Here is a 20,467-nt window from a genome sequence, read left to right as displayed (position 1 = left end):
GACGACCCGGACCGTCGGCTCCCTTCCAACGCCCCCTCTACGAGCGCCCCCATGAGCGATGCCCGTCTCGTCCCCCTCCCCCGCCTCCTCGTGGAGCCGATCGTCCGCGCGGCCCTGCTGGAAGACCTCGGCCGGGCCGGCGACATCACCACCGATGCGATCGTGCCCGCCGATGCCCGCCTCTCCGGCGTCATCGCGGCCCGGCAGGACGGGGTCATCTCCGGCGTCGACGCGGCGGTCATCGCCTTCGGCCTGATCGACCCGGCCGTGTCGGTCATCGTCGAGCGCGGCGACGGCGCGCGGGTCTCGCCCGGTGACGTGGTGATCCGTCTCGACGGGCCGGCCCGCGCCATCCTCACCGCCGAGCGGGTGGCGCTGAACCTCCTGTGCCGGATGTCGGGCGTGGCCACCGCCACCGCCGGCCTCGTGGAGGCGGCCCGACCGCACGGCAGGGCGCGGATCGTCTGCACCCGCAAGACCACGCCGGGCCTGCGCTCCCTGGAGAAGCACGCCGTGCGGGCCGGGGGCGGCTCCAACCACCGCTACGGCCTCGACGACGCGGTGCTCATCAAGGACAACCACGTCGTCGTGGCGGGCGGGATCGTGCCGGCCATCGAGCGGGCGCGGGCCTATTCCGGGCACCTCGTGAAGATCGAGATCGAGGTCGATACGCTGGACCAGCTGGCGGAGGCCCTTTCGGTCCGCGCCGACGCCGTCCTCCTCGACAACATGAGCCCGGACCAGCTGCGGGAGGCCGTGCGGATGATCGACGGCCGCGCCATCGCGGAGGCCTCGGGCCGCATCAACCGCGAGACCGTGGGCGCCATCGCCGCCTCCGGCGTCGACCTGATCTCCAGCGGCTGGATCACCCACAGCGCGCCGATCATCGACCTCGGCCTCGACGCGGCGTAGCGCCGGCCGCGACGCCGGGGCGCCGCGCCACGGGCCATCGTGAAAGGTTCCGCTCCGGACATCCGGGCGCGGCATTAATCCCGGGCCTACGGCTAAGCCGCCACACTGTGGCCACGGAGTCACGACCCGGCCGCAACCATCGCTTCATCGCGAATTCAGCTTGGCTTTGGGGCGGCAGCGTTTACGTCTTGGCGATCGGAAAACGGTATTCTGCGTCGCGTTACCGACCGTGTTTCCCCCACGTTTCGCCTGCCTTCGAGAGGCTTTGATGCGCCGTATCGCCCCCGCCCTGTCCGGGCTCGTCTGCATGGTTGGTGTCTGGGCCTCGCCCGCCGCCGCCTATGAAATCGACCCCCTCACCCGTCAGCCCCTGGACAACGCGCTGGTGCTGCGCGTGCGTCCGCAGGCCGAGCCCGCCGCCGCCGTCGTGGCGGTGCCCACCGCCAACGCCTCCCTGAACCCGGCCGACCCGATGGCCTCGGCCGTGCCGCAGATGTCGGCGATCCAGCGAGAGCAGGTCGCCTTCGGCGGCAATTATGCGCCCGGCACCATCGTCGTCTCCACGGCCGAGCGCCGGTTGTACTACGTGCTCGGCGGCGGTCAGGCCCTGCGCTACGGCGTCGGCGTCGGTCGTCCCGGCTTCACCTGGGGCGGCACCCAGACCATCACGATGAAGCGCGAATGGCCCGATTGGCGTCCCCCGGCCGAGATGCTGCGCCGCCGCCCCGACCTGCCGCGCTTCATGAAGGGCGGCATCGAGAACCCCCTCGGCGCCCGCGCCATGTATCTCGGCGGCTCGATCTACCGCATCCACGGCTCCAACGAGCCGGAGACGATCGGCACCGCCGTCTCGTCGGGCTGCATCCGCATGACCAACGACGACGTGGCCGATCTCTACACCCGCGCCAAGGTCGGCGCGAAGGTCATCGTCCAGCGCTGATCGTCGTCGACAGGCTTTGAACTGAAACAGGCCGGCGGAAACGCCGGCCTTTTTCATGTCTCTCGGGCGAGGACGGCCCGGACGGCCTATTTCGACACCGACAGGAACCGCGACAGCAGCCAGAGCGGCACCACCACCACGGCGCCCGCCAGGATCCAGCGGCCGAAATCGTGGAAGGTCTCCAACCCGAGGTCGATGAGCGCACGACCCGCATCGTAGATGTGCCAGAACAGCAGGCCGGGCGTGACGCCCAACGTCGCCATGATGGCGCCGACGAGGACCGACAGGAACAGCAGCTTCACCAGGACCGCCATGGGCGAACCGCCGAGGAAGCGCCGCAGGGCCGAGCGGGGTTCACCATCGGAATAGCCGCTCCCGACGGGGGGACGGCCCTGGTAGGGTCCCTGTCGGCGCGGGTCGTTGTCGACGATCATGCTGTCATCCTCTGGCCGTAGTCCGACGGCCGAACTCTCTCGGCCATATGGGGCCTCATCGGTCTCTCTGAAGCCGCCGAACCCGGCGGAAGCGTGACCGATGCGACACACCCGGACGAAACCGTCCGTCCATTGAGGCGTTAGGCCGTCTCGTACCGGCGAGGCGACTGGCATCGTTGCGGGCTTCGCCCACATTCGACCCTCCCGCCCGAACGCTGCTTCGGCCCCACCCTGGATGAGACGAATCGTTCCATGATCGACCACGCCCTGTTCGACCCGGCGACGATCGATCCGGAAACCCACCGCCTGAACGCCGAGATCGTCGCGGCCCATGCGGCACAGGCCGATCCGTGGTCCATCCCCCTCTCTGAGGTCCGCGCCCGCCGCCGCCAGGGCACCCAGGCCTCGCCCGCGATGCCCCGCAGCGCCCGCGCCGAGACAGTGGTCATCGACGGCTCCGGCGGGCCGCTCTCCCTGAGGCTGATCCGCCCCGATGCCCGGAAGTGGAAGAAGCTGCGCGGCGCCTATCTCCACATCCACCGGGGCGGCTGGGTCTGGGGCGCGGCCGACGAGCAGGATCCGTGGCTGGAGCGGATCGCCGATGCCTGCGGCTTCGCCTGTCTCTCCGTCGAGTACCGTCTCGCCCCCGAACATCCCTACCCGGCGGCGCTGGAGGATTGCGAGGCGGCGGCCCTCTGGCTCGCCGGACCGGGCAAGGCCGAGTTCGGAATCTCGGCCCTCACCATCGGCGGGGAATCGGCGGGCGCCCATCTCGCCGTGATGACGCTCCTGCGCCTGCGCGACCGGCACAACCTGCCCCGCGCCTTCCGCGGCGCCAACCTCAATGCCGGCTTCTTCGATCTCGGCCTCACGCCCAGCGTGCGCAACTGGGGCGAAACCCGCCTCGTGGTGAACACCCGCGACCTCACCACCTTCGCCAACGACTACGTCCGCGACGGCATCGACCGGCGCCGGCCCGACGTGTCGCCGCTCTATGCCGACCTGAAGGGCCTGTCCCCGGCCCTGTTCTCGGTGGGCACGCACGATCCGCTGCTGGACGACACGCTCTACATGTCGTCGCGCTGGGCGGCGGCCGGCAATGGCGGCCACACCGCGATCTATCCCGGCGGCTGCCACGTCTTCGTGCGCTATCCCGGCGCCATGACCGAGCGCGCCCTCGAACTGATCGACCGGTTCCTGATGGCTCTGGCCTGATGACCCTTGCCTGAGGGTTCCCTCCCCGCGCGGTTCGAGGCCTGGTTCGCCTCGCGCGGATGGGCACCCCGGCCGCATCAGGTCGAGCTTCTTCGCATCGTCGGCGACGGGCGCTCGGCCCTGCTGGTGGCGCCGACGGGGGCCGGCAAGACGCTGGCAGGCTTCCTGCCGAGCCTCGTCGCCCTGTCCGAGCGCGCGCCGTCGCGACGAGCGCGGGGGCTCCACACCCTCTACATCTCGCCCCTGAAGGCGCTCGCCGTCGACATCGCCCGCAACCTCGAGGCGCCCATCGCCGAGATGGGCCTGCCGATCCGGGTCGAGACCCGGACCGGCGACACCCCCTCGCACAAGCGCACGCGCCAGATCGAGCGCCCGCCCGACATCCTGCTGACGACGCCGGAGCAGCTCGCCCTGCTCATCGCGCACCGCGAGGCGTCGGACCTGTTCGCGAACCTCTCCTGCGTCGTCCTCGACGAGTTGCATGCCCTCGTCACCTCGAAGCGGGGCGACCTGCTGTCCCTCGGGCTGGCGCGGCTCCACCGCCTGAGCCCCGGCCTCACCGCCATCGGCCTCTCCGCGACCGTGCGCGAGCCGGACGACCTGCGGCGGTATCTGGTGCCGCAGGGCTCACGTCCGACAGAGGAGCGCGGGTCCCCTCTCCTGGAAGGAGAGGGACAGGGTGAGGTGCGTGGATTGTCCGGAGAGGTCACACACCTCACCCCAACCCTCTCCTTCCAGGAGAGGGAGCGCCGTGGCGTCCACGATGCCGTGGCGCCCGAGCCGACGCCGATGGCCGACCTCGTGGTCGTGAAGGGCGGGGCCGCGCCCGATCTGCATATGCTCGAGACCGGCCTGACCCTGCCGCTCGCCGGCCACACCGCCAGCCAGGCGATGCCGGCGATCTACGACCTGATCCAGGCGCACCGGACGGTGCTGGTCTTCGTCAACACGAGGCTCCAGGCCGAGTACACCTTCCAGGAACTGTGGCGGATCAACGAGGCGTCGCTGCCCATCGCGCTCCATCACGGCTCCCTCGACGCCAGCCAGCGGCGACGGGTGGAAGCGGCCATGGCAGCGGGGCAATTGCGGGCGATCGTCTGCACCGCCACCCTAGATCTCGGCATCGACTGGGGCGATGTCGACCTCGTGGTGAACATCGGCGCGCCGAAGGGCGCGAGCCGGATCATGCAGCGGATCGGGCGCGCCAACCACCGCATGGACGAGCCGTCGAAGGCCTATCTCGTCCCCGGCAACCGCTTCGAGATCCTCGAATGCCAGGCCGCCCTCGACGCGGTGGAGGCGGCGGCGCAGGACACGCCAGATGCCCGCCTCGGCGCGCCGGACGTCCTTGCCCAGCACGTCCTCGGCATGGCCTGCGCCGACGCGTTCGACCCGCTCCGGCTCTACGACGAGATCGTCTCGGCGGCGCCCTACGCCACCCTGTCCTGGGAGGATTTCGAGGCGGTGGTCGATTACGTCGCCACCGGCGGCTACGCCCTGCGCGCCTACGAGCGCTTCGCCAAGATTTTACGCGGGCCGGATGGGCTGTGGCGGGTGCGCGACGCGCGGATCGCCCAACAATACCGCATGAATGTCGGCACCATCGTCGAATCCGCCAAGGTGAAGGTGCGCCTCGCCCGCGGCGTGCGCGGCAAGCCGGGCGCCATCCTGCCCAAGGGCGGACGCGTCCTCGGCGAGATCGAGGAGGATTTCGCCGACACCCTGACGCCGGGCGACACCTTCCTCTTCGCCGGCGAGGTGCTGCGCTTCGAGGGCCTGTCCGAGGACGAGGCCCTGGCGACGCGGGCCGGCCCCGGCACCGACCCGGCGATCCCGTCCTATGCCGGGGCGAAGTTCCCGCTCTCCACCTTCCTCGCCGCCCGCGTCCGTGCCCTCATCGCCGATCCGTTCGAATGGGACCGGCTGCCGAAGCAGGTGGCGGATTACCTCCTGCTCCAGCGTCAGCGCTCGATCCTGCCCGGCCCCGAAGGCCTGCTGGTGGAGACGTTTCCGCGGAGCGGCCGCCATTACCTGACGGCGTTCCCGTTCGAGGGCCGCCTCGCCCACCAGACCCTGGGGATGCTCCTCACCCGGCGGATGGAGCGCGCCCGCCTGCGCCCGCTGGGATTCGCCGCCAACGATTACGGCATCGCCGTGTGGATGACCCGCGACGTGAGCGAGGCCATCGCCCGCGAGCCCGGCTTCCTGGCCGAGTTGTTCGCCGAGGACATGCTCGGCGACGATCTCGAAGCCTGGCTCGACGAATCCTCGATGATGAAGCGCACCTTCCGCCAATGCGCCGTCATCGCCGGGCTGATCGAGCGGCGCCATCCCGGTCAGAAGAAGACGGGTCGGCAGGTCACCATGTCCACCGACCTCGTCTACGACGTGCTGCGCAAGCACCAGCCCGACCACCTCCTCCTGCGCGCCGCGCGGCAGGATGCGGCAACCGGACTCCTCGACGTGGCCCGCCTCGGCATGATGTTGAGGCGCATCCAGGGGCGAATCACCCACAAGGCCCTGGATCGCGTCTCGCCGCTCTCCGTCTCCGTCATGCTCGAAATCGGGCGTGAGAAGGTCTACGGCGAGGGCGCGGACGAGATCCTGGCGGAGGCCGAGGCGCAGCTTCTCGAAGAGGCGCTCGGGTGACGCGCCCCTTCCCCGGATGTGAGGATGCGATCTTGGCGCTCGGCCAGAAACTCGAACGGACCATCAAGACCCCCGGCCTGACGCTGGCCGGCGAAGCCCTCACCCTCGACCTCTGCGGTGGCGTGTGGCTCGCCGCGCACCGGACCCTGATCGTGTCCGACCTGCATCTGGAGAAGGGCTCGGCCTTCGCCGTGCGCTCCGGCCAGTTCCTGCCGCCCTACGATACCCGCGAGACCCTGGCCTGCCTGCACGAGGCGGTGGCCCGCTTCGACCCGGCCTGCGTCGTGGCTCTCGGCGATTCCTTCCACGATGCGCGCGGCCCCGAGCGGATGGAGCCCGGCGACCGCGCCATGATCGCGGCCCTGCAGGAGGGCCGGGACTGGGTCTGGATCGCCGGCAACCACGACCAGGCCGTCTCGGAGGGCGTCGGCGGGCGCTATGCCGAGACGCTGCGGCTCGGTGGGCTCACCCTGCGGCACGAGCCGTCGCCGGAAGCGCCGGACGGCGAGATCGCCGGCCATCTGCATCCCTGCGGCAAGGTCGCCATGCGCGGCCGGGCGGTTCGCCGCCGCTGCTTCGTCACCGACGGGAGGCGTCTGGTGATGCCGGCGTTCGGCGCCTATGCCGGCGGCCTCAACGTGCGCAACCCGGCCTTCGATCCGCTGTTTCCGGCCGGCTTCACGGCGCATCTCCTGGGCGACGGCCGGGTCTTCGCCATCGGCAAGGCGATGCTGACGCGGGATTGAGCGCCGGCCGACAGGGAGCCGTCCCGTCCGGCCCGACTTCTTCGGCATCCGTTGGCGGATCGTCTCGCCGGGCGTCGACGCGGTCTGTTTCAGGACGTCGTCCGTCACCGGCCCTTCCTGCGATGCGGAGGATGTCTCGCGGACGGGGTCGCCCGCTCCCGGGGCGGAACATCCTGCGGGGCCTCCGCAGGGCTACCCTCGAGGGAGGCCGATCCGCCATCGATCGGAAGCCGCCACGCGGTCATCTGCGAATTCATCGCCACCCACCCGGACCCGTCGTCGTCCCATCCTCCCCGCGGATGAGGCATGACCAAACCTCGGGACGCTCGACGTCGAGCGCCGGCTTTACGCAATCTTTGTCATCGAACACGCAAGATCGCAGCATGCGGGCGACGGATCTCGGTGAGGCTGCGATCGGGCCCGGAACCGGACCTCCGGGGGCGATCGAGTCTCCTCCGGGGGCCTCACGGCGAGTCGCCACGGAGATCGGCCGGTCATGCTTCAAGCGCTCATCGTCGGAGCCGGCCCGGTCGGCCTCACCCTCGCCGCCGAACTCGCCCGGTACGGCATCGGCCTCCGCCTGATCGACAAGAGCCCGCGGCCGACGCAGACCTCGAAGGCCCTCGTGGTCTGGCCGCGCACCCTCGAACTCATGGACCGGATGGGCTGCAGGCAGGCCTTCCTCGATGCCGGCCTGCGCGCCCACGGGGCGACCCTGCGCAGCGCCGGCAGCATTCTCGGCCATATCCGGTTCGACGCGATCGACGGCGCCTACAACTTCGCGCTGATGATCCCGCAGCGGGAAACCGAGCGCCTGCTGATCGAGCATCTCGCCACGTTCGGCGTCGCGGTGGAGCGCGAGGTGGAACTCGTGAGCTTCAGACAGGCCGACAACCACGTCGAGGCGACCCTGCGTCATGCGGACGGTGCCGAGGAGACCGTGTCCGCATCCTGGCTGATCGGCTGCGACGGCGCGCACAGCACCGTGCGGCACGGCCTCGATCTCGCTTTCGAGGGCACAGCCCAGGGGGACGACTGGCTCCTCGCCGATATTCGCGTGGAGGGCGACGGCGCACCGCCCGGCGACGAGATCGCTACCTATCTCCACCGCGACGGGCCGCTGGTGGTCTTCCCCATCCCCGGCGGTCGCGCGCGGCTGATCGCCCAGGTCGGCAAGACCGATCCGGCGCATCCGCGCCCGGACCCGACCCTCGACGCGGTGCAGGCCCTGGCGGACCGGCGGGCGGGCGGGTTCCGTGTCGTCGATCCGGTCTGGCTCACGCATTTCCGGATCAACGAGCGCAAGGTCTCGCAGTATTCGCGCGGGCGTGCCGTCCTCGCCGGCGACGCCGCGCATATCCACAGTCCGGCCGGTGGCCAGGGCATGAATACCGGCATGCAGGACGCCATCAATCTCGCCTGGAAAATGGCGATGGTGGAGCGGGGGCAGGCCGCGCCCACGCTCCTCGACAGCTACAGCCCCGAGCGCAACGCCGTCGGCGAGATGGTGCTGCGCAATGCCGCCCGGCTCACCGACATGGCGACCCTGTCGAATCCCGTGGCGCAGGGCCTGCGCAACCTCGCGCTCCGGTTCATGCTCGGCTTCCATGCCGTGCAGGACAGGATGGCGGCCACGATGAGCGAAGTGGAGATCGCCTATGCGGAGAGCCCGCTCTCGCACGGCCCCGGAGCCGGGATGCGCTGGGCGCCGCTTCCCGATGACGGAAAGCCCCCCGGCTCCGGATCGGTGCCGCTCTTCGTCCTCTATGCGGCGGATACGGTACGGGCCGCCGCCTTCGCCGCGGAGTTTCCCGCCCTCGTCGAGCCGACGCCGCGACGCCCGCCCGACGGCGACGGGCTGATCCTCGTCAGGCCCGACGGTTATGTCGGCTATGCGGGGGCTTGCGGCACGTGGGACGAGGCGGAGCGCTATCTCGCGCGGCTGAGCCCTGATCGGCCCTGAACCCTCACGCCGCGATCAGCAGGGCGCAGCCGGCCACCACCGACAGGACGAGCCGGAGGCGCCCGAGCCAGCTCGGAACGAGGCAGCGCCGGACGAGGTCGAGATCGACGAAGCCCCAGCCGAGGACGAGGAACCCGAGCACGCGCAGGTCCCATGGCACCGGACAGGCCAGCGCCGCCCAGGCGATGAGGGAGGGCAGGATGGCGATGACGTAGTCGCGCCCGCCCGCGTCTCCGGACGCGGCCGCGCCCCAGCGGATCCCGCCGAGGAACGAGGCGATCACCGCCCCGTAGGTGGAGAGGATGGTGCGCGGCGCGAGCCCGACATTGCCGAGGCCGCCATCGCTGCCGCTGAGGGAGAGAACCGCGAAACCCAGAAAGGGAATGAGGCCGGCGACGCCGAGAACGAGGGCTGACGTCGGTATGGGCGTCACACGCGCCATCGAATCTCCGGCTCCGTTAACCGCGATCCGAGAGGCGGGATCGCTTGGGCTTCGATCATATACACGGATCCGACCGCCCGAAACGCCGACCCGACGCCATGCCGCCGGCGGGCGGGCGCCTCTTGAGAACCCAGGTAAGACGTTGCTGCACAACGCCGTTTCGCCGCGGCGCAGCCTCCTTTCGTACGATGCGCGTCGCTATCACGCGCAGCGCGTCACGCGCCCGTGGTGCGACGCGGCGCCGGCAGCGGAGCGGCCGGGGGCGGCGCGCCGATCAGGCTCATCGACCCGTCCGCACCGGCGCTCGTCGGCGCGGGCGCCTCGTTCACCGCCGGGACCGCGGCTTTCGGTTTGAACGCGGCGCTGAGGCTCCGCGCCGTCACGAGATCCTTCGGCGGGAGCTTCGCGGCGACGTCGTCGCGCTTCCGGCCCGCATCGTCGTCGCCCTGGGCCGCGGCGGCGGAGAACCAGAGGTAGGACTGGACGAGATCCTGCTGCAGACCGAGGCCGCGCGCGTAGAGGACGGCGAGGTTGTACTGGCTGTCGCGCATGCCGTATTCGGCGCCGCGCCGGAACCATTGCGAGGCGGTGGTGTAGTCCGGCTTGCCGTTCGCGGCGGGGTTCTCGGCATAGATCACCGCGATGTTGTGCATCGAGCGGGCATGGCCCTGCTCCGCCGCGCGCCCGTACCAGAGCTTGGCCTGGGAGAGGTCGCGCACCACTCCCGAACCCTTCTCGTAGAGGCCGGCGAGCTTGTACTGCGCCGGGGCGTAGCCGGCATCGGCCAGGGCCTCGAACAGCTTCGCGGCCACGGCGAAATCACGGGGCATGCCGCGGCCTTCGAGGGCGCGGGCGGCGAGGTCGTAGACGGAGGCGCCGTCGCCGTCGAGGGCGGCCTTGCGAAGCTGCGCGAGCCCGGTGGGTACGGCGGCGAGATCGCCGGCCAGGTTGTGCAGCGAACCGACCTTCGGCACGGAGCGCGGGAGCGGCCGCGCCGCGGGCTCGGCCGGGGCGGCTTCGGAGATCGACTGGGTGGTCTCCGGGTCGGGTCGGGCAGCCGGCTCCGTGCCGGCGGTCGAGGGGCCGGACGGGGACGGGCCGGACGCCGACGTCCCTGTCGATGACGTGCTGGCCGTGGCGGTGGGGCCCTTGTCCGGGCTCTCGGACGGCTCGGCCGGAGCGGACGTCGTCGCGGCGACCTGAGGGGCGGACGCGTCCGCTTCGGGACGGCGGGTGTTGATGGCCTGCAGCGCGCCCAGCGCCAGGACGATGGCGGCGAGGCCCAGGAGCAGCGGCTTGCGGCGCTTGTCGAGTTCGGCGCGCAGCCGCGCCCCGCGCCCGGGAATGGGGGTTTCGGCGACGGCGTCCGAGGAGGAGCGGCCACGCATCTCGGGCGAGCGGGCCGACTCGGCCGCCTCGTTCTGCGCCGCCTGCGCCGCGCGCCGGGCGGCGGCGATGAAGCTCGTCTTGATGTCGCTCTCGGTCGGAGCGGCGGCGTCCGACGGGGCGTCGGCGGACGGATCCAGGTTCGGGCGCCGGGTGCCGGGCTCGAGCGGCAGGTCCGTCACGTGGCCGAGTTCGAAGGACTGCGTCGGAGGGCTGACCCGCAGGGGCTCGGGACGCCGAAGCCCGGCGCCCGTCTGCATCGGCGCGCGCTCGTCCAGACGGCCCGTGGCGACCGCAAGGCGCTCGGCGAGGTCTTGGGTCGATCGGGAGCGGTGAGTGGTGAGCGGTCCGTCATCCGCCAGGGTGCCGAGCTGCCCGACGAGCTTGTGGAGGGTCGAGTGGACGCCGTCGAGGGTCGCCTGCATCCGCTGCTCGGAGGCGGCCTGCTGCGTGCGAAGGTCGGCGAGGCTGGCCTTGAGCAGCTCGAGTTCCCCGGTATCGCCGGTGGTGCCGATGCTCCCGGCGACGGCGTTGCGGGCCGCACGCTCGACGGCGGCCTCGATCGGCGCCTCGTCGCGCAGAGCCGAGACCTGGGCCAGGAGGTCGGACATCGTCCGCTCGAGCCCGGCGAGGGCCGGGTCGGCATCCCGCGTATCGATGCGGCTGGCAAGCGCCAGGACCTGCTTCTCCAGCGCATCCAGACCTTCGGCGCGCGGCCCGACGGGTCCGCCCACACGGTCGAGCTTCTCCGCGAGGTCGTGGAGCATGCCGTGGATCGAGGCGAGGTCGCCGCCGGGAACCACCGGCCGGCGCAGGGTCTCGCCGAGGTCTTCGAGGCGGCCGATCAGGTCGCCGACGGGATTGACGCTGACCCGCTCGACCTTGTCGGCCAGGGCGTCGATGCGCACGATGATCGCGTCCGAGTTGCCGCCGCCGGGGGCGCCTTCCCGCAGGGCGTCGAGCTTGGCGCCCATCGCCTGGATCTGTTCCTCGATCCCCCCCGATGGAGGGGTCCGCAAGCCGCTGCGGATCTCTTCGAGCAGAGGCCGCAGCTCGGCCATGTTGGTCCCGCCGCCGCCGACGCCGCCCTGCAGCTCGGTGATCTGGGCGCTGATGGCCTGGAGGCCCTGCGCGAGGCTCTGGATCCGCTCCGGCCCGGCCAGGGAGGCGATCAGGCGGCGGATCTCGTCGAGTTCACGGAACAGGATGCCGAGTTCGTCGCGGTCGGCGAAGCCCGGCGTGCCGCTGCTGAGGGCACCGTCGACCTTCGCCGCGAGGCGCTCGACGTCGCTGGCGACGCGGGCATGGACGTTCTCGGCGACATCGTCGGCGAGACGGGTGACCTGAACGCGGATCAACTCGATCGGGGCCGCGATGGCGGCGAGGTCGGCGGGCTCCTGGGCGCGCTGGACCCCGGTGACGAGGGAGCGCATGGCCTGTTCGAGGGCGCCGACGTCGCGGCCCGTGGCGAGGCCGCCGATCGATTCGCGCAGGCGGCTCGTCTCCGCCTGCAATTCGGAAATGGCGGGAGACGGCATCCGGAGAGCGGCACCGCTCGCCTTGCCCTGGGCGGGAGCCCCGTCGGAATCGAGTTCGCGCTGACGCTGGCGGATCTCGGCGACGGCATCGCGCACCTCGACCTCGACGGGACGACCGCGCCGGCCGATCGGGCGCGGCGCGGCCAGCTGCTCGCCGAGTTCGACCATGCGGCGCTCGATCTGGGCCAGGCGTTCGGCCATCTGGGCCGCCGGGGACAGGCCGGCATCGAGAACCGTGCTGATCCGGGCCTCGATCTCCTCGATCGCCCGGGTCGCCGTCTCCTGCGAGGCCTGCTGGTCCTGGCCGATCTTGTGGTCGATCCGGTCGAGACGCCGCATCATCTCGGCGATGGAGGTGGTGAACGGCTCGGTCGGGTCCGGCGCGGCGGCAGCGACGTCGGCAGCGCCTTCGGTTGTGGCGGCGACTTCGCCGGCGGCAGCGACGTCACCCGTGGCGGGGACGTCACCGGTGGCAGCGACGTCACCCGTGGCGGGGACTTGGGCGGCGGGCTCGGCCTCCGGGGAGAAGTCGGGGGCGGGCTCGGCCTTGGACGAAGGTTCGGGAGCGACCGCCGTCTCCACCACGACGCCGGGCAGCGGCGACGTGACCTGGACGTCCGGGCGGGGCCGGGCCGGATGCGGAGTCGACGAGGAGTTGCGCGACCGACGCGCCTTGGGCTTCTGATCCGGCGACACGATCGACGCGATCCAGGCCTCCACCGGCACGCCCGCGCGGCGCGCAACGTCGCGCGCGGCGTCGAGGACTTCCGGGTCGAACTTTTCCAGGTTGAGCGTCGCGTTGCGTTTCATCGTCAAACCCGGGGCAGCGAGGTCCGTGACCCAATCCGACGTGTGAATGTGCAACGTGGAGGTGTCGCAGCGGCACCGAGGCGGATCGATTACCCACGACATTTGATACTCTTGGTAAACAGCGGGTTAATCTCTGTGCCAAAACTGGCCATATCTCCTCACGACGGCGAGGCGAGAGTCCCCCTTTCCCTGCCCGCGGAGATAGTTTATATGTGAACCATCAAGCGCGCCGTGGCTTTCGGGCCGAATCGAGCACGCGGTGGAACAGGTGGAGGACCGACGAGATGCCGACTTACCGGGCACCGGTGGAGAACGTTCAGTTTCTTCTCGACGACGTCTTCGCCTTCCACGGCCGCAACAACCTGCGCGGGTTCGCCGATGCGTCGCCGGACCTGATCCAGGCCGTCCTCACCGAGGGGGCCAAGCTCGCGGAAGAGGTGCTCACCCCCCTCAACGCCATCGGCGACAGGCAGGGCTGTACCCGGCACGCCGACGGCAGCGTCACCACGCCGGACGGGTTCAAGGCCGGCTACGACGCCTACGCCGCGGGCGGCTGGATGGGCATCGCCGTGCCGGAGGAATATGGCGGCCAGGGCCTGCCGCACACGATCAACACCGCAATCTCGGAATTCGCCTCGTCGGCCAACCTGGCGCTGACGATGTATCCGGGCCTGACGCAGGGGGCGATGGCCGCCCTCCTCGTGCACGGGTCCGAGGAGCAGAAGGCCACGTACCTGCCCAAGATGGTGGAAGGCGCCTGGACCGGCACCATGAACCTCACCGAGCCCCATTGCGGCACGGATCTCGGGCTCCTCAAGACCAAGGCGGTGCCGAACGGCGACGGGTCCTACAGCCTCACCGGCACCAAGATCTTCATCTCGGCGGGCGAACACGACCTGTCGGAGAACATCGTCCATCTCGTCATCGCCCGGATCGAAGGCGCGCCGGCGGGCACGAAGGGCATCTCCCTGTTCGTGGTGCCGAAGTTCCTCGTCGAGGCGGACGGCTCGGTGGGCGAGCGGAACGGCGTCTCCTGCGGCTCCCTCGAACACAAGATGGGCATCCACGGCAATTCCACCTGCGTCATGAACTACGACGGCGCCAGGGGCTGGCTCGTGGGCGAGGAGAATCGCGGCCTGAACGCGATGTTCGTGATGATGAACGAGGCGCGACTCGCGGTGGGCGTCCAGGGTCTCGCCCAGTCCGAGGTCGCCTACCAGAACGCGGTGGCCTACGCGAAGGACCGGCTCCAGGGCCGCTCCCTGACGGGCGCGAAGGCGCCCGACAAGGCCGCCGACCCGATCATCGTCCACCCGGACGTGCGCCGGACCCTCATGGGAATCCGCGCCTTCAACGAGGCCGCCCGCGCCCTGGTGCTGTGGACGGCGCTCCAGGCCGATATCGGCCACCGCTCCGACGATGCGTCCGAGCGCCAGAAGGCCGAGGACCACATGGGCCTGATGACCCCGGTGGTGAAGGGCGTGCTCACGGACAGGGGGTTCGACAACGCGGTGGCGGCCCAGCAGCTCTTCGGCGGCCACGGCTACATCGAGGAATGGGGCATGTCGCAATTCGTGCGCGATGCCCGCATCGCCATGATCTACGAGGGCGCCAACGGCATCCAGGCCATGGACCTCATCGGCCGCAAGCTGCCGAAAGACGGCGGCCGGGCGATGATGGGCTTCCTCGGCGAGGTCCAGACCTTCATCAAGGACCATGCCGAGCTGGAGGGCATGGCGCCGTTTACCGGGCCGCTCCAGGCCGGCCTGAACGACCTTCAGGGTGCCACGATGTGGTTCATGCAGAACGCGTTCTCCAAACCCGACAATGCGGGGGCCGGCGCCACCGACTACATGCACCTCCTCGGCCTCGTCGCCATGGGCTACATGTGGGCCCGGATCGCCAAGGCCGCCCTGGCGCGGATCGCGGACGGCCGTGCGCAGGACATGGACGAGAAGCTCGTCACCGGCCGGTTCTACATGGAGCGGACGCTCCCCGAGACCGCCCTGCGGCTGGTGCGGATCAAGGCCGGGGCCGAGACGACCATGGCGCTCGGCGCCGAGGCGTTTTAGAGCGATGCAGCGAATGTCCCCCCGCTTCCGCGAGGGTCGTCCTGTTCACAAGTGCCGATGGGGACGCCACCCTCGTCGGGACACCGACAACTGCTCGGTCGGCCTCGAAGCACTGTGGGCCCCCCTCTCCTGGAAGGAGAGGGTTGGGGTGAGGTGTGGTCCATCGCCGGATAGGTCACACACCTCACCCTGTCCCTCTCCTTCCAGGAGAGGGGACCCGCGAAACTTATGAATCCGGCAGCCCCACGGGGCGGGTCCGAGCCCGAGCCGCCAGGGTCAGGAAACAAGGAAACGCATATGCCCGAGGCCTTCATCTACGATCACGTCCGCACCCCGCGGGGCCGCGGCAAGCCGGATGGCGCGCTCCACGAAGTGACGGCCCTGCGCCTCGCCGAAACCGCCCTGCGCGCCCTCAAGGAGCGCAACGGGCTCGACACGCGCCAGGTGGACGACGTGATCCTCGGCTGCGTCGACCCCGTCGGCGAGGCCGGCGGCGACATCGCCCGCGCGGCGGCCCTCGTGGCCGATTACGGCGACCACGTTCCCGGCATCCAGATCAACCGGTTCTGCGCCTCCGGGCTCGACGCGGTGAATTTCGCCGCCGCCCAGGTGATGGCCGGCCAGCACGACCTCACCGTCGGCGGCGGCGTCGAATCCATGAGCCGCGTCGGCCTCGGCGCCTCGGGCGGCGCCTGGCCGGTGGACCCGGCCATCGCGATCAAGTCGTGGTTCATGCCCCAGGGCGTCTCGGCCGACCTCATCGCCACGAAATACGGCTTCTCCCGCGACGATTGCGACGCCTACGCGGCGGAGTCGCAGAAGCGCTCGGCGAAGTCCTGGGCCGAGGGGCTGTTCAAGAATTCCGTCGTCCCGGTGCGCGACATCAACGGCATCACCCTGCTCGATACCGACGAGCACATGCGCCCCTCCACCGACATGCAATCGCTCGCCGGGCTGAAGGCGTCCTTCGTCCAGATGGGGCAGATGGGCGGGTTCGACGCCGTGGCGATCGATGCGCATCCCGACGTGGAGGCGGTCAACCACGTCCACCATGCCGGCAATTCCTCGGGCATCGTCGATGGCGCCGCCGCCGTGCTGGTGGGGTCCAGGGAAGCCGGCGAGAAGGCCGGCCTCAAGCCGCGCGCCCGCATCCGCGCCTTCGCCAATATCGGCTCGGACCCGGCGCTGATGCTCACCGGCCCGGTGGACGTGACGAAGAAGGTGCTGGCTCGCGCCGGCATGACCATCGCCGATATCGACCTGTTCGAGGTCAACGAGGCCTTCGCCGCCGTGGTCCTGCGCTTCTGCCAGGCCTTCGGGCTCAACCCGTCCGAGGTGAACGTCAATGGCGGCGCCATCGCCATGGGCCATCCCCTGGGCGCCACCGGCGCGATGATCCTCGGCACGGTGCTCGACGAGCTGGAGCGCACCGGCAAGGAGCGCGCCCTCGTCACCCTCTGCATCGGCGCCGGCATGGGCACCGCCACGATCATCGAGCGGGTGTGATGGGGCGCCGTCCCTCCCAAACCCTTCGAAACGCTGCTAAACGGCGCACTCCCGCCGCCGATGCCGGCGGCGCAATCATAAATTCCGGGAGACACGCCACGATGACACGCCTTCTCGCGACCCTGATGCTCACGACCGCGCTCTGCGCGCCGTTCGCCGCCCGCGCGGACGACGCCGCCGACCGCGTCGCGGTCGCCAAGGATCTGGTTCAGAAGACCCTGATCAAGAACCTCGAAACCGGCTTCACCGGTGCCCTGGAAAAGACCGTGCAGCCGATGCCCGAGGACAAGGCCGAGGCCATCCGCAAGGAGGTTCGCGCCGAGTTCGACAAGCAGCGCGAGGTGATGATCGAGGGATTGTCGAAGGCCTATGCCGAGAAATTCACGCTCGACGAGCTCAAGCATCTCAGCGGCATCTACGACGACAAGATCTACCAGAAGTTCCAGGCGATCAATTCGGACCCGGCCTCGACGGTCACGGTGATCTCGCAGGGCGCGGTCACCAAGATCCTGAACATGCTGGCCATCGCCTCGGCCGGCGACAGGCCGGCGGGGGCACCGCCCCTGCCGGGAACGGCGCCGGCCAAGTAGAAACCGACCGGGAGTCGATCCCGCGCAGGGATCAACGGCAGGGCCGCCGCCTCGGGTGGCCCTGCATCGGAACGATGGCGCAGAGCGTCCGGACAGGGCGGCGCGGCGGGCGTTCCGTGGGGGCGCTACGACGCCAAGGCGGCGAGGCGGGGCTCCTGTGCCTCGAATCCGGCGACACGCGGGAGGGCTTCGAGTTGGGGACGGGCGAAGTGATAGCCTTGGAACAGCGTCGCCCCGAGCCCGCGCAGGGTGTCGAGTTCGCCCCGCGTCTCGACACCTTCGGCGATGACCGCGACGCCGAGCTGCCGGGCGATGGAGATGATCCCCGCCGTGATGATCTGACGGCCCTTGTCCGTGTCGATTCCGCGCAGGACGTCCATGTCGATCTTGATCAGGTCGGGACGGAAATTCGACAGGAGGCTGAGGCCGGCAAAGCCCGCTCCGAAATCGTCCAGCGCCGTGAGGAAGCCCTGCTTGCGGTATTCGGAGACGATGCGCTTCACATGGTCGATGTCGCGGAATTTCTCGTTCTCGGTGAACTCGAACATGATCCGGTCATGGGCGAACCCGGCCCGGCGCGCGGCCTCCAGCGAGGAGCGGATGCAGGCCGCCGGCTCGTAGACCGCGTTCGGCATGAAGTTGATGGACAGCTTGGTCTCGTCGTCCACGGGAAACAGGCGGCCGGCCAGCTCGATGGCCCGGACCCGCGCGGCCTGGTCGAAGCGATAGACCGTCTTCTCGGTCACGCGGTCGAGGATCGAGGCCGCGGACTGGCCTTCGGGGCCGCGCACGAGGGCCTCGTATCCCCATACGCGTTGAGCATCCAGATCGAGGATGGGTTGGAACGCCATCGTAAACGTAAAGTCGAGATCGGCGCCGTCTCGGCATCCCTGGCAGACGTTTCGCGCCGTCATTCGAAAAAATCCTCGTTCCACCTTCTCGATCCCGGAAAAGACCATCCATCTCAAGTTTTTAAAACGTCTTAATCCCTTCGCTTTCTCAGCCGCCCCCAAAGGATCAGACATGAATCTCACGAACTTCAGCTTCGAGGTCGATTCCGACGGCATCGCGCTCGCCACCTGGGACATGCCCGGCCGTTCGATGAACGTCTTCACCGAAGGGGTGATGAGCGACCTGCACCAGGTCATCGACGCCGTCGTGGCCGATCCCGCCGTGAAGGGCTGCGTCATCACCTCGGGCAAGGACAACTTCTCCGGCGGCGCCGACCTGACCATGTTGCAGGGCCTCGGCCAGGCCTACGAGAAGCTGAGATCCGAGAAGGGCGAGGAGGAGGCCATGCGCCACTTCTTCGAGGAATCGCGCAAGCTCACCCTGCTCTTCCGCAAGCTCGAGACCTGCGGCAAGCCCTTCGCGGCGGCGGTGAACGGCATCTGCCTCGGCGGCGCGTTCGAGCTTTCGCTCTCGTGCCATCACCGGGTGCTGTCCGACGATTCCAAGACCCGCGTCGGCCTGCCGGAGATCAAGGTCGGGCTGTTTCCCGGCGCCGGCGGGACCCAGCGCGTCCCCCGGCTGATGCAGACCGGCGACGCCCTGCAGATGCTGTTCAAGGGTGAGCAGATCCGCCCGCTCATGGCCAAGACCATGGGCCTCGTCCACGAGGTGGCGCCCAAGGAGGAGATCGTCGAGAAGGCCAAGGCCTGGATCAGGGCCGGCGGCTCGGCCGTCGCCCCGTGGGACCAGCCGAAGTTCAAGGCGCCCTCGGGCAAGGTCTATTCGCCCGCCGGCATGATGATCTGGCCCCCGGCCAACGCGATCTACCGCCGCGAGACCCACGACAATTATCCCGCCGCCAAGGCCATCCTCGCCTCGGTCTACGAGGGCCTGCAGCTGCCGATGGATCTCGCCCTGCGGGTGGAGAGCCGGTACTTCGCCAAGATCCTGCGCTCGACGGAGGCGGCGGCGATGATCCGCACGCTGTTCATCTCCATGGGCGAGCTGAACAAGGGCGCGCGCCGGCCGAAGGAGATCGCCAGGACCAGCGTCACGCGGGTGGGCGTCGTCGGCGCCGGCTTCATGGGGGCCGGGGTCGCCTACGTCACCGCCAATGCCGGGATGGACGTCGTCCTCCTCGACCAGTCCACGGAGGCCGCCGAGAAGGGCAAGGCCTACGCCCACAAGCTCGTCACCGACCAGATCAACAAGGGACGGGCCAAGACCGCCGACCGCGAGGCCCTGCTCGCCCGCATCACCACCAGCGCCGATTACGCCGACCTGTCGTCCTGTGATCTCGTGATCGAGGCGGTGTTCGAGGACCCGAAGGTGAAGGCCGATGTCATCGCCAAGGTGGAGGCGGTGATCGGCGAGGACGTGATCTTCGCCTCCAACACCTCGACCCTGCCGATCTCGGGCCTCGCCAAGACGTCGCGGCGTCCTCAGAATTTCGTCGGCATCCACTTCTTCTCGCCGGTGGAGAAGATGATGCTCGTGGAGATCATCAAGGGCGAGGAGACCGGGGACGGGGCGCTCGCCACCGCCCTCGACTACGTGCGCGCGATCAAGAAGACGCCCATCGTCGTCAATGACAGCCGGGGCTTCTTCGCCAATCGCTGTGTGGGCGCCTATCTCTACGAAGGCCACAAGATGCTCATCGAGGGCGTTCCCGCGGCGATGATCGAGAATGCCGGCCGGCAGGCGGGCATGCCGGTGGGGCCCCTCTCCCTCACCGACGAGGTCGCCGTCGACCTCGCCCTCAGGATCGTCAAGGCCACCGAGGCGCAGCTCGGCGCCGAGGCGATCGATCCCGACCAGAAGGCGCTGCTCACCGCCCTGGTGGAGGGCGAGGGCCGGCTCGGGCGCAAGAACCGAAAGGGATTCTACGACTATCCCGACGGCGCCGCGAAGAAGCTCTGGCCCGGACTGGCGGACCTCCAGCCGACGCGCATCGACCCCGACGACGTCGATTTCACCGAGCTGAAGCAGCGGCTCCTCGTGGTCCAGGCGCTGGAAGCCGCCCGCACGGTGGGGGAAGGCGTCATCACCGACCCGCGCGAGGCCGATGTGGGCTCCATCCTCGGTTTCGGCTTCGCCCCTTTCACCGGCGGGGCGCTGTCCTACATCGACTTCATGGGTGCGAAGGCGTTCGTGGCCCTGGCCCAGGGACTGGAAGCCAGGCACGGGGCGCGTTTCGCGGTGCCGGACAACCTCCTGCGCATGGCGGAGGCCGGCGGCACCTTCTACGGCGACGCCGCGGCCAAGAAGGCGGCGTGATCGAACACCCCGGCCCGGGACATCCCCCGGCCGGGG

General features: G+C 69.9%; 14 protein-coding genes. 10 read left to right on the top strand and 4 right to left on the bottom strand.

Annotated features, from left to right (window positions below; translation table 11 throughout):
- Nucleotides 1–51 precede the first annotated feature (51 nt).
- Together nadC and MKK51_RS12410 are read left to right on the top strand one after the other, a co-directional pair.
- Complete coding sequence (nadC, locus tag MKK51_RS12415; RefSeq protein WP_243977444.1) at nt 52–912, top strand: carboxylating nicotinate-nucleotide diphosphorylase; 861 nt, start codon at nt 52–54, stop codon at nt 910–912.
- A gap of 268 nt (nt 913–1,180) precedes the next feature.
- Nucleotides 1,181–1,852 (top strand): L,D-transpeptidase, encoded by a 672-nt coding sequence (locus tag MKK51_RS12410; protein ID WP_243977443.1) that lies wholly within the window; start codon nt 1,181–1,183, stop codon nt 1,850–1,852.
- A gap of 86 nt (nt 1,853–1,938) precedes the next feature.
- Here the strand turns inward: MKK51_RS12410 and MKK51_RS12405 are convergent, their stop codons facing one another.
- Nucleotides 1,939–2,286, bottom strand: a complete 348-nt coding sequence (locus MKK51_RS12405; RefSeq protein WP_243977442.1) for a DUF6460 domain-containing protein — start codon at nt 2,284–2,286, stop codon at nt 1,939–1,941.
- A 252-nt stretch (nt 2,287–2,538) separates the two neighbouring features.
- On the opposite strand from MKK51_RS12405, the gene MKK51_RS12400 reads away from it, so the two are divergent.
- The 4 genes from MKK51_RS12400 to MKK51_RS12385 all read left to right on the top strand — a co-directional run bounded on the left by MKK51_RS12400 (nt 2,539) and on the right by MKK51_RS12385 (nt 8,859).
- Nucleotides 2,539–3,501, top strand: coding sequence for an alpha/beta hydrolase (locus MKK51_RS12400; RefSeq protein WP_243977441.1), 963 nt, complete (start codon nt 2,539–2,541; stop codon nt 3,499–3,501).
- A 6-nt stretch (nt 3,502–3,507) separates the two neighbouring features.
- Entirely contained in the window at nt 3,508–6,150 is a 2,643-nt protein-coding gene (locus tag MKK51_RS12395; protein ID WP_243977440.1) for a ligase-associated DNA damage response DEXH box helicase, read from the top strand.
- A gap of 32 nt (nt 6,151–6,182) precedes the next feature.
- Entirely contained in the window at nt 6,183–6,896 is a 714-nt protein-coding gene (gene pdeM / locus MKK51_RS12390) for a ligase-associated DNA damage response endonuclease PdeM (RefSeq protein WP_243977438.1), read from the top strand.
- Between the two features lie 496 nt (nt 6,897–7,392).
- On the top strand, nt 7,393–8,859 hold the full coding sequence (locus MKK51_RS12385; protein ID WP_243977437.1) for an FAD-dependent monooxygenase: 1,467 nt from the start codon (nt 7,393–7,395) through the stop codon (nt 8,857–8,859).
- A gap of 4 nt (nt 8,860–8,863) precedes the next feature.
- Here the strand turns inward: MKK51_RS12385 and MKK51_RS12380 are convergent, their stop codons facing one another.
- Together MKK51_RS12380 and MKK51_RS12375 are read right to left on the bottom strand one after the other, a co-directional pair.
- Entirely contained in the window at nt 8,864–9,301 is a 438-nt protein-coding gene (locus MKK51_RS12380; RefSeq protein ID WP_243977435.1) for a DUF3429 domain-containing protein, read from the bottom strand.
- A 215-nt stretch (nt 9,302–9,516) separates the two neighbouring features.
- Nucleotides 9,517–13,035 (bottom strand): tetratricopeptide repeat protein, encoded by a 3,519-nt coding sequence (locus MKK51_RS12375; RefSeq protein ID WP_243977433.1) that lies wholly within the window; start codon nt 13,033–13,035, stop codon nt 9,517–9,519.
- Between the two features lie 284 nt (nt 13,036–13,319).
- Between MKK51_RS12375 and MKK51_RS12370 the strand changes: the two genes are divergently transcribed.
- The 3 genes from MKK51_RS12370 (at nt 13,320) to MKK51_RS12360 (ending at nt 17,203) form a co-directional block, all read left to right on the top strand.
- Nucleotides 13,320–15,107 carry an acyl-CoA dehydrogenase C-terminal domain-containing protein gene (locus tag MKK51_RS12370; protein WP_243977432.1) on the top strand — a complete coding sequence of 596 codons (1,788 nt, stop codon included), beginning with the start codon at nt 13,320–13,322 and terminating at the stop codon, nt 15,105–15,107.
- Between the two features lie 297 nt (nt 15,108–15,404).
- Entirely contained in the window at nt 15,405–16,613 is a 1,209-nt protein-coding gene (locus MKK51_RS12365) for an acetyl-CoA C-acetyltransferase (RefSeq protein ID WP_243977430.1), read from the top strand.
- Nucleotides 16,614–16,714: 101 nt separating this feature from the next.
- A complete protein-coding gene (locus tag MKK51_RS12360) occupies nt 16,715–17,203 on the top strand; it encodes a hypothetical protein (RefSeq protein WP_243977427.1) in 489 nt (162 codons plus the stop codon).
- Nucleotides 17,204–17,328: 125 nt separating this feature from the next.
- Here the strand turns inward: MKK51_RS12360 and MKK51_RS12355 are convergent, their stop codons facing one another.
- A complete protein-coding gene (locus MKK51_RS12355; protein WP_243977425.1) occupies nt 17,329–18,117 on the bottom strand; it encodes an EAL domain-containing protein in 789 nt (262 codons plus the stop codon).
- Between the two features lie 109 nt (nt 18,118–18,226).
- On the opposite strand from MKK51_RS12355, the gene MKK51_RS12350 reads away from it, so the two are divergent.
- A complete protein-coding gene (locus tag MKK51_RS12350; protein WP_243977424.1) occupies nt 18,227–20,431 on the top strand; it encodes a 3-hydroxyacyl-CoA dehydrogenase NAD-binding domain-containing protein in 2,205 nt (734 codons plus the stop codon).
- Nucleotides 20,432–20,467: the final 36 nt, after the last annotated feature.

Source organism: Methylobacterium sp. E-045 (genome assembly GCF_022829685.1).
In the GTDB taxonomy this organism is placed as follows: domain Bacteria; phylum Pseudomonadota; class Alphaproteobacteria; order Rhizobiales; family Beijerinckiaceae; genus Methylobacterium.
Note: the sequence above shows the minus strand (reverse complement) of the source record. Positions and strands in the feature narration are given on the sequence as shown.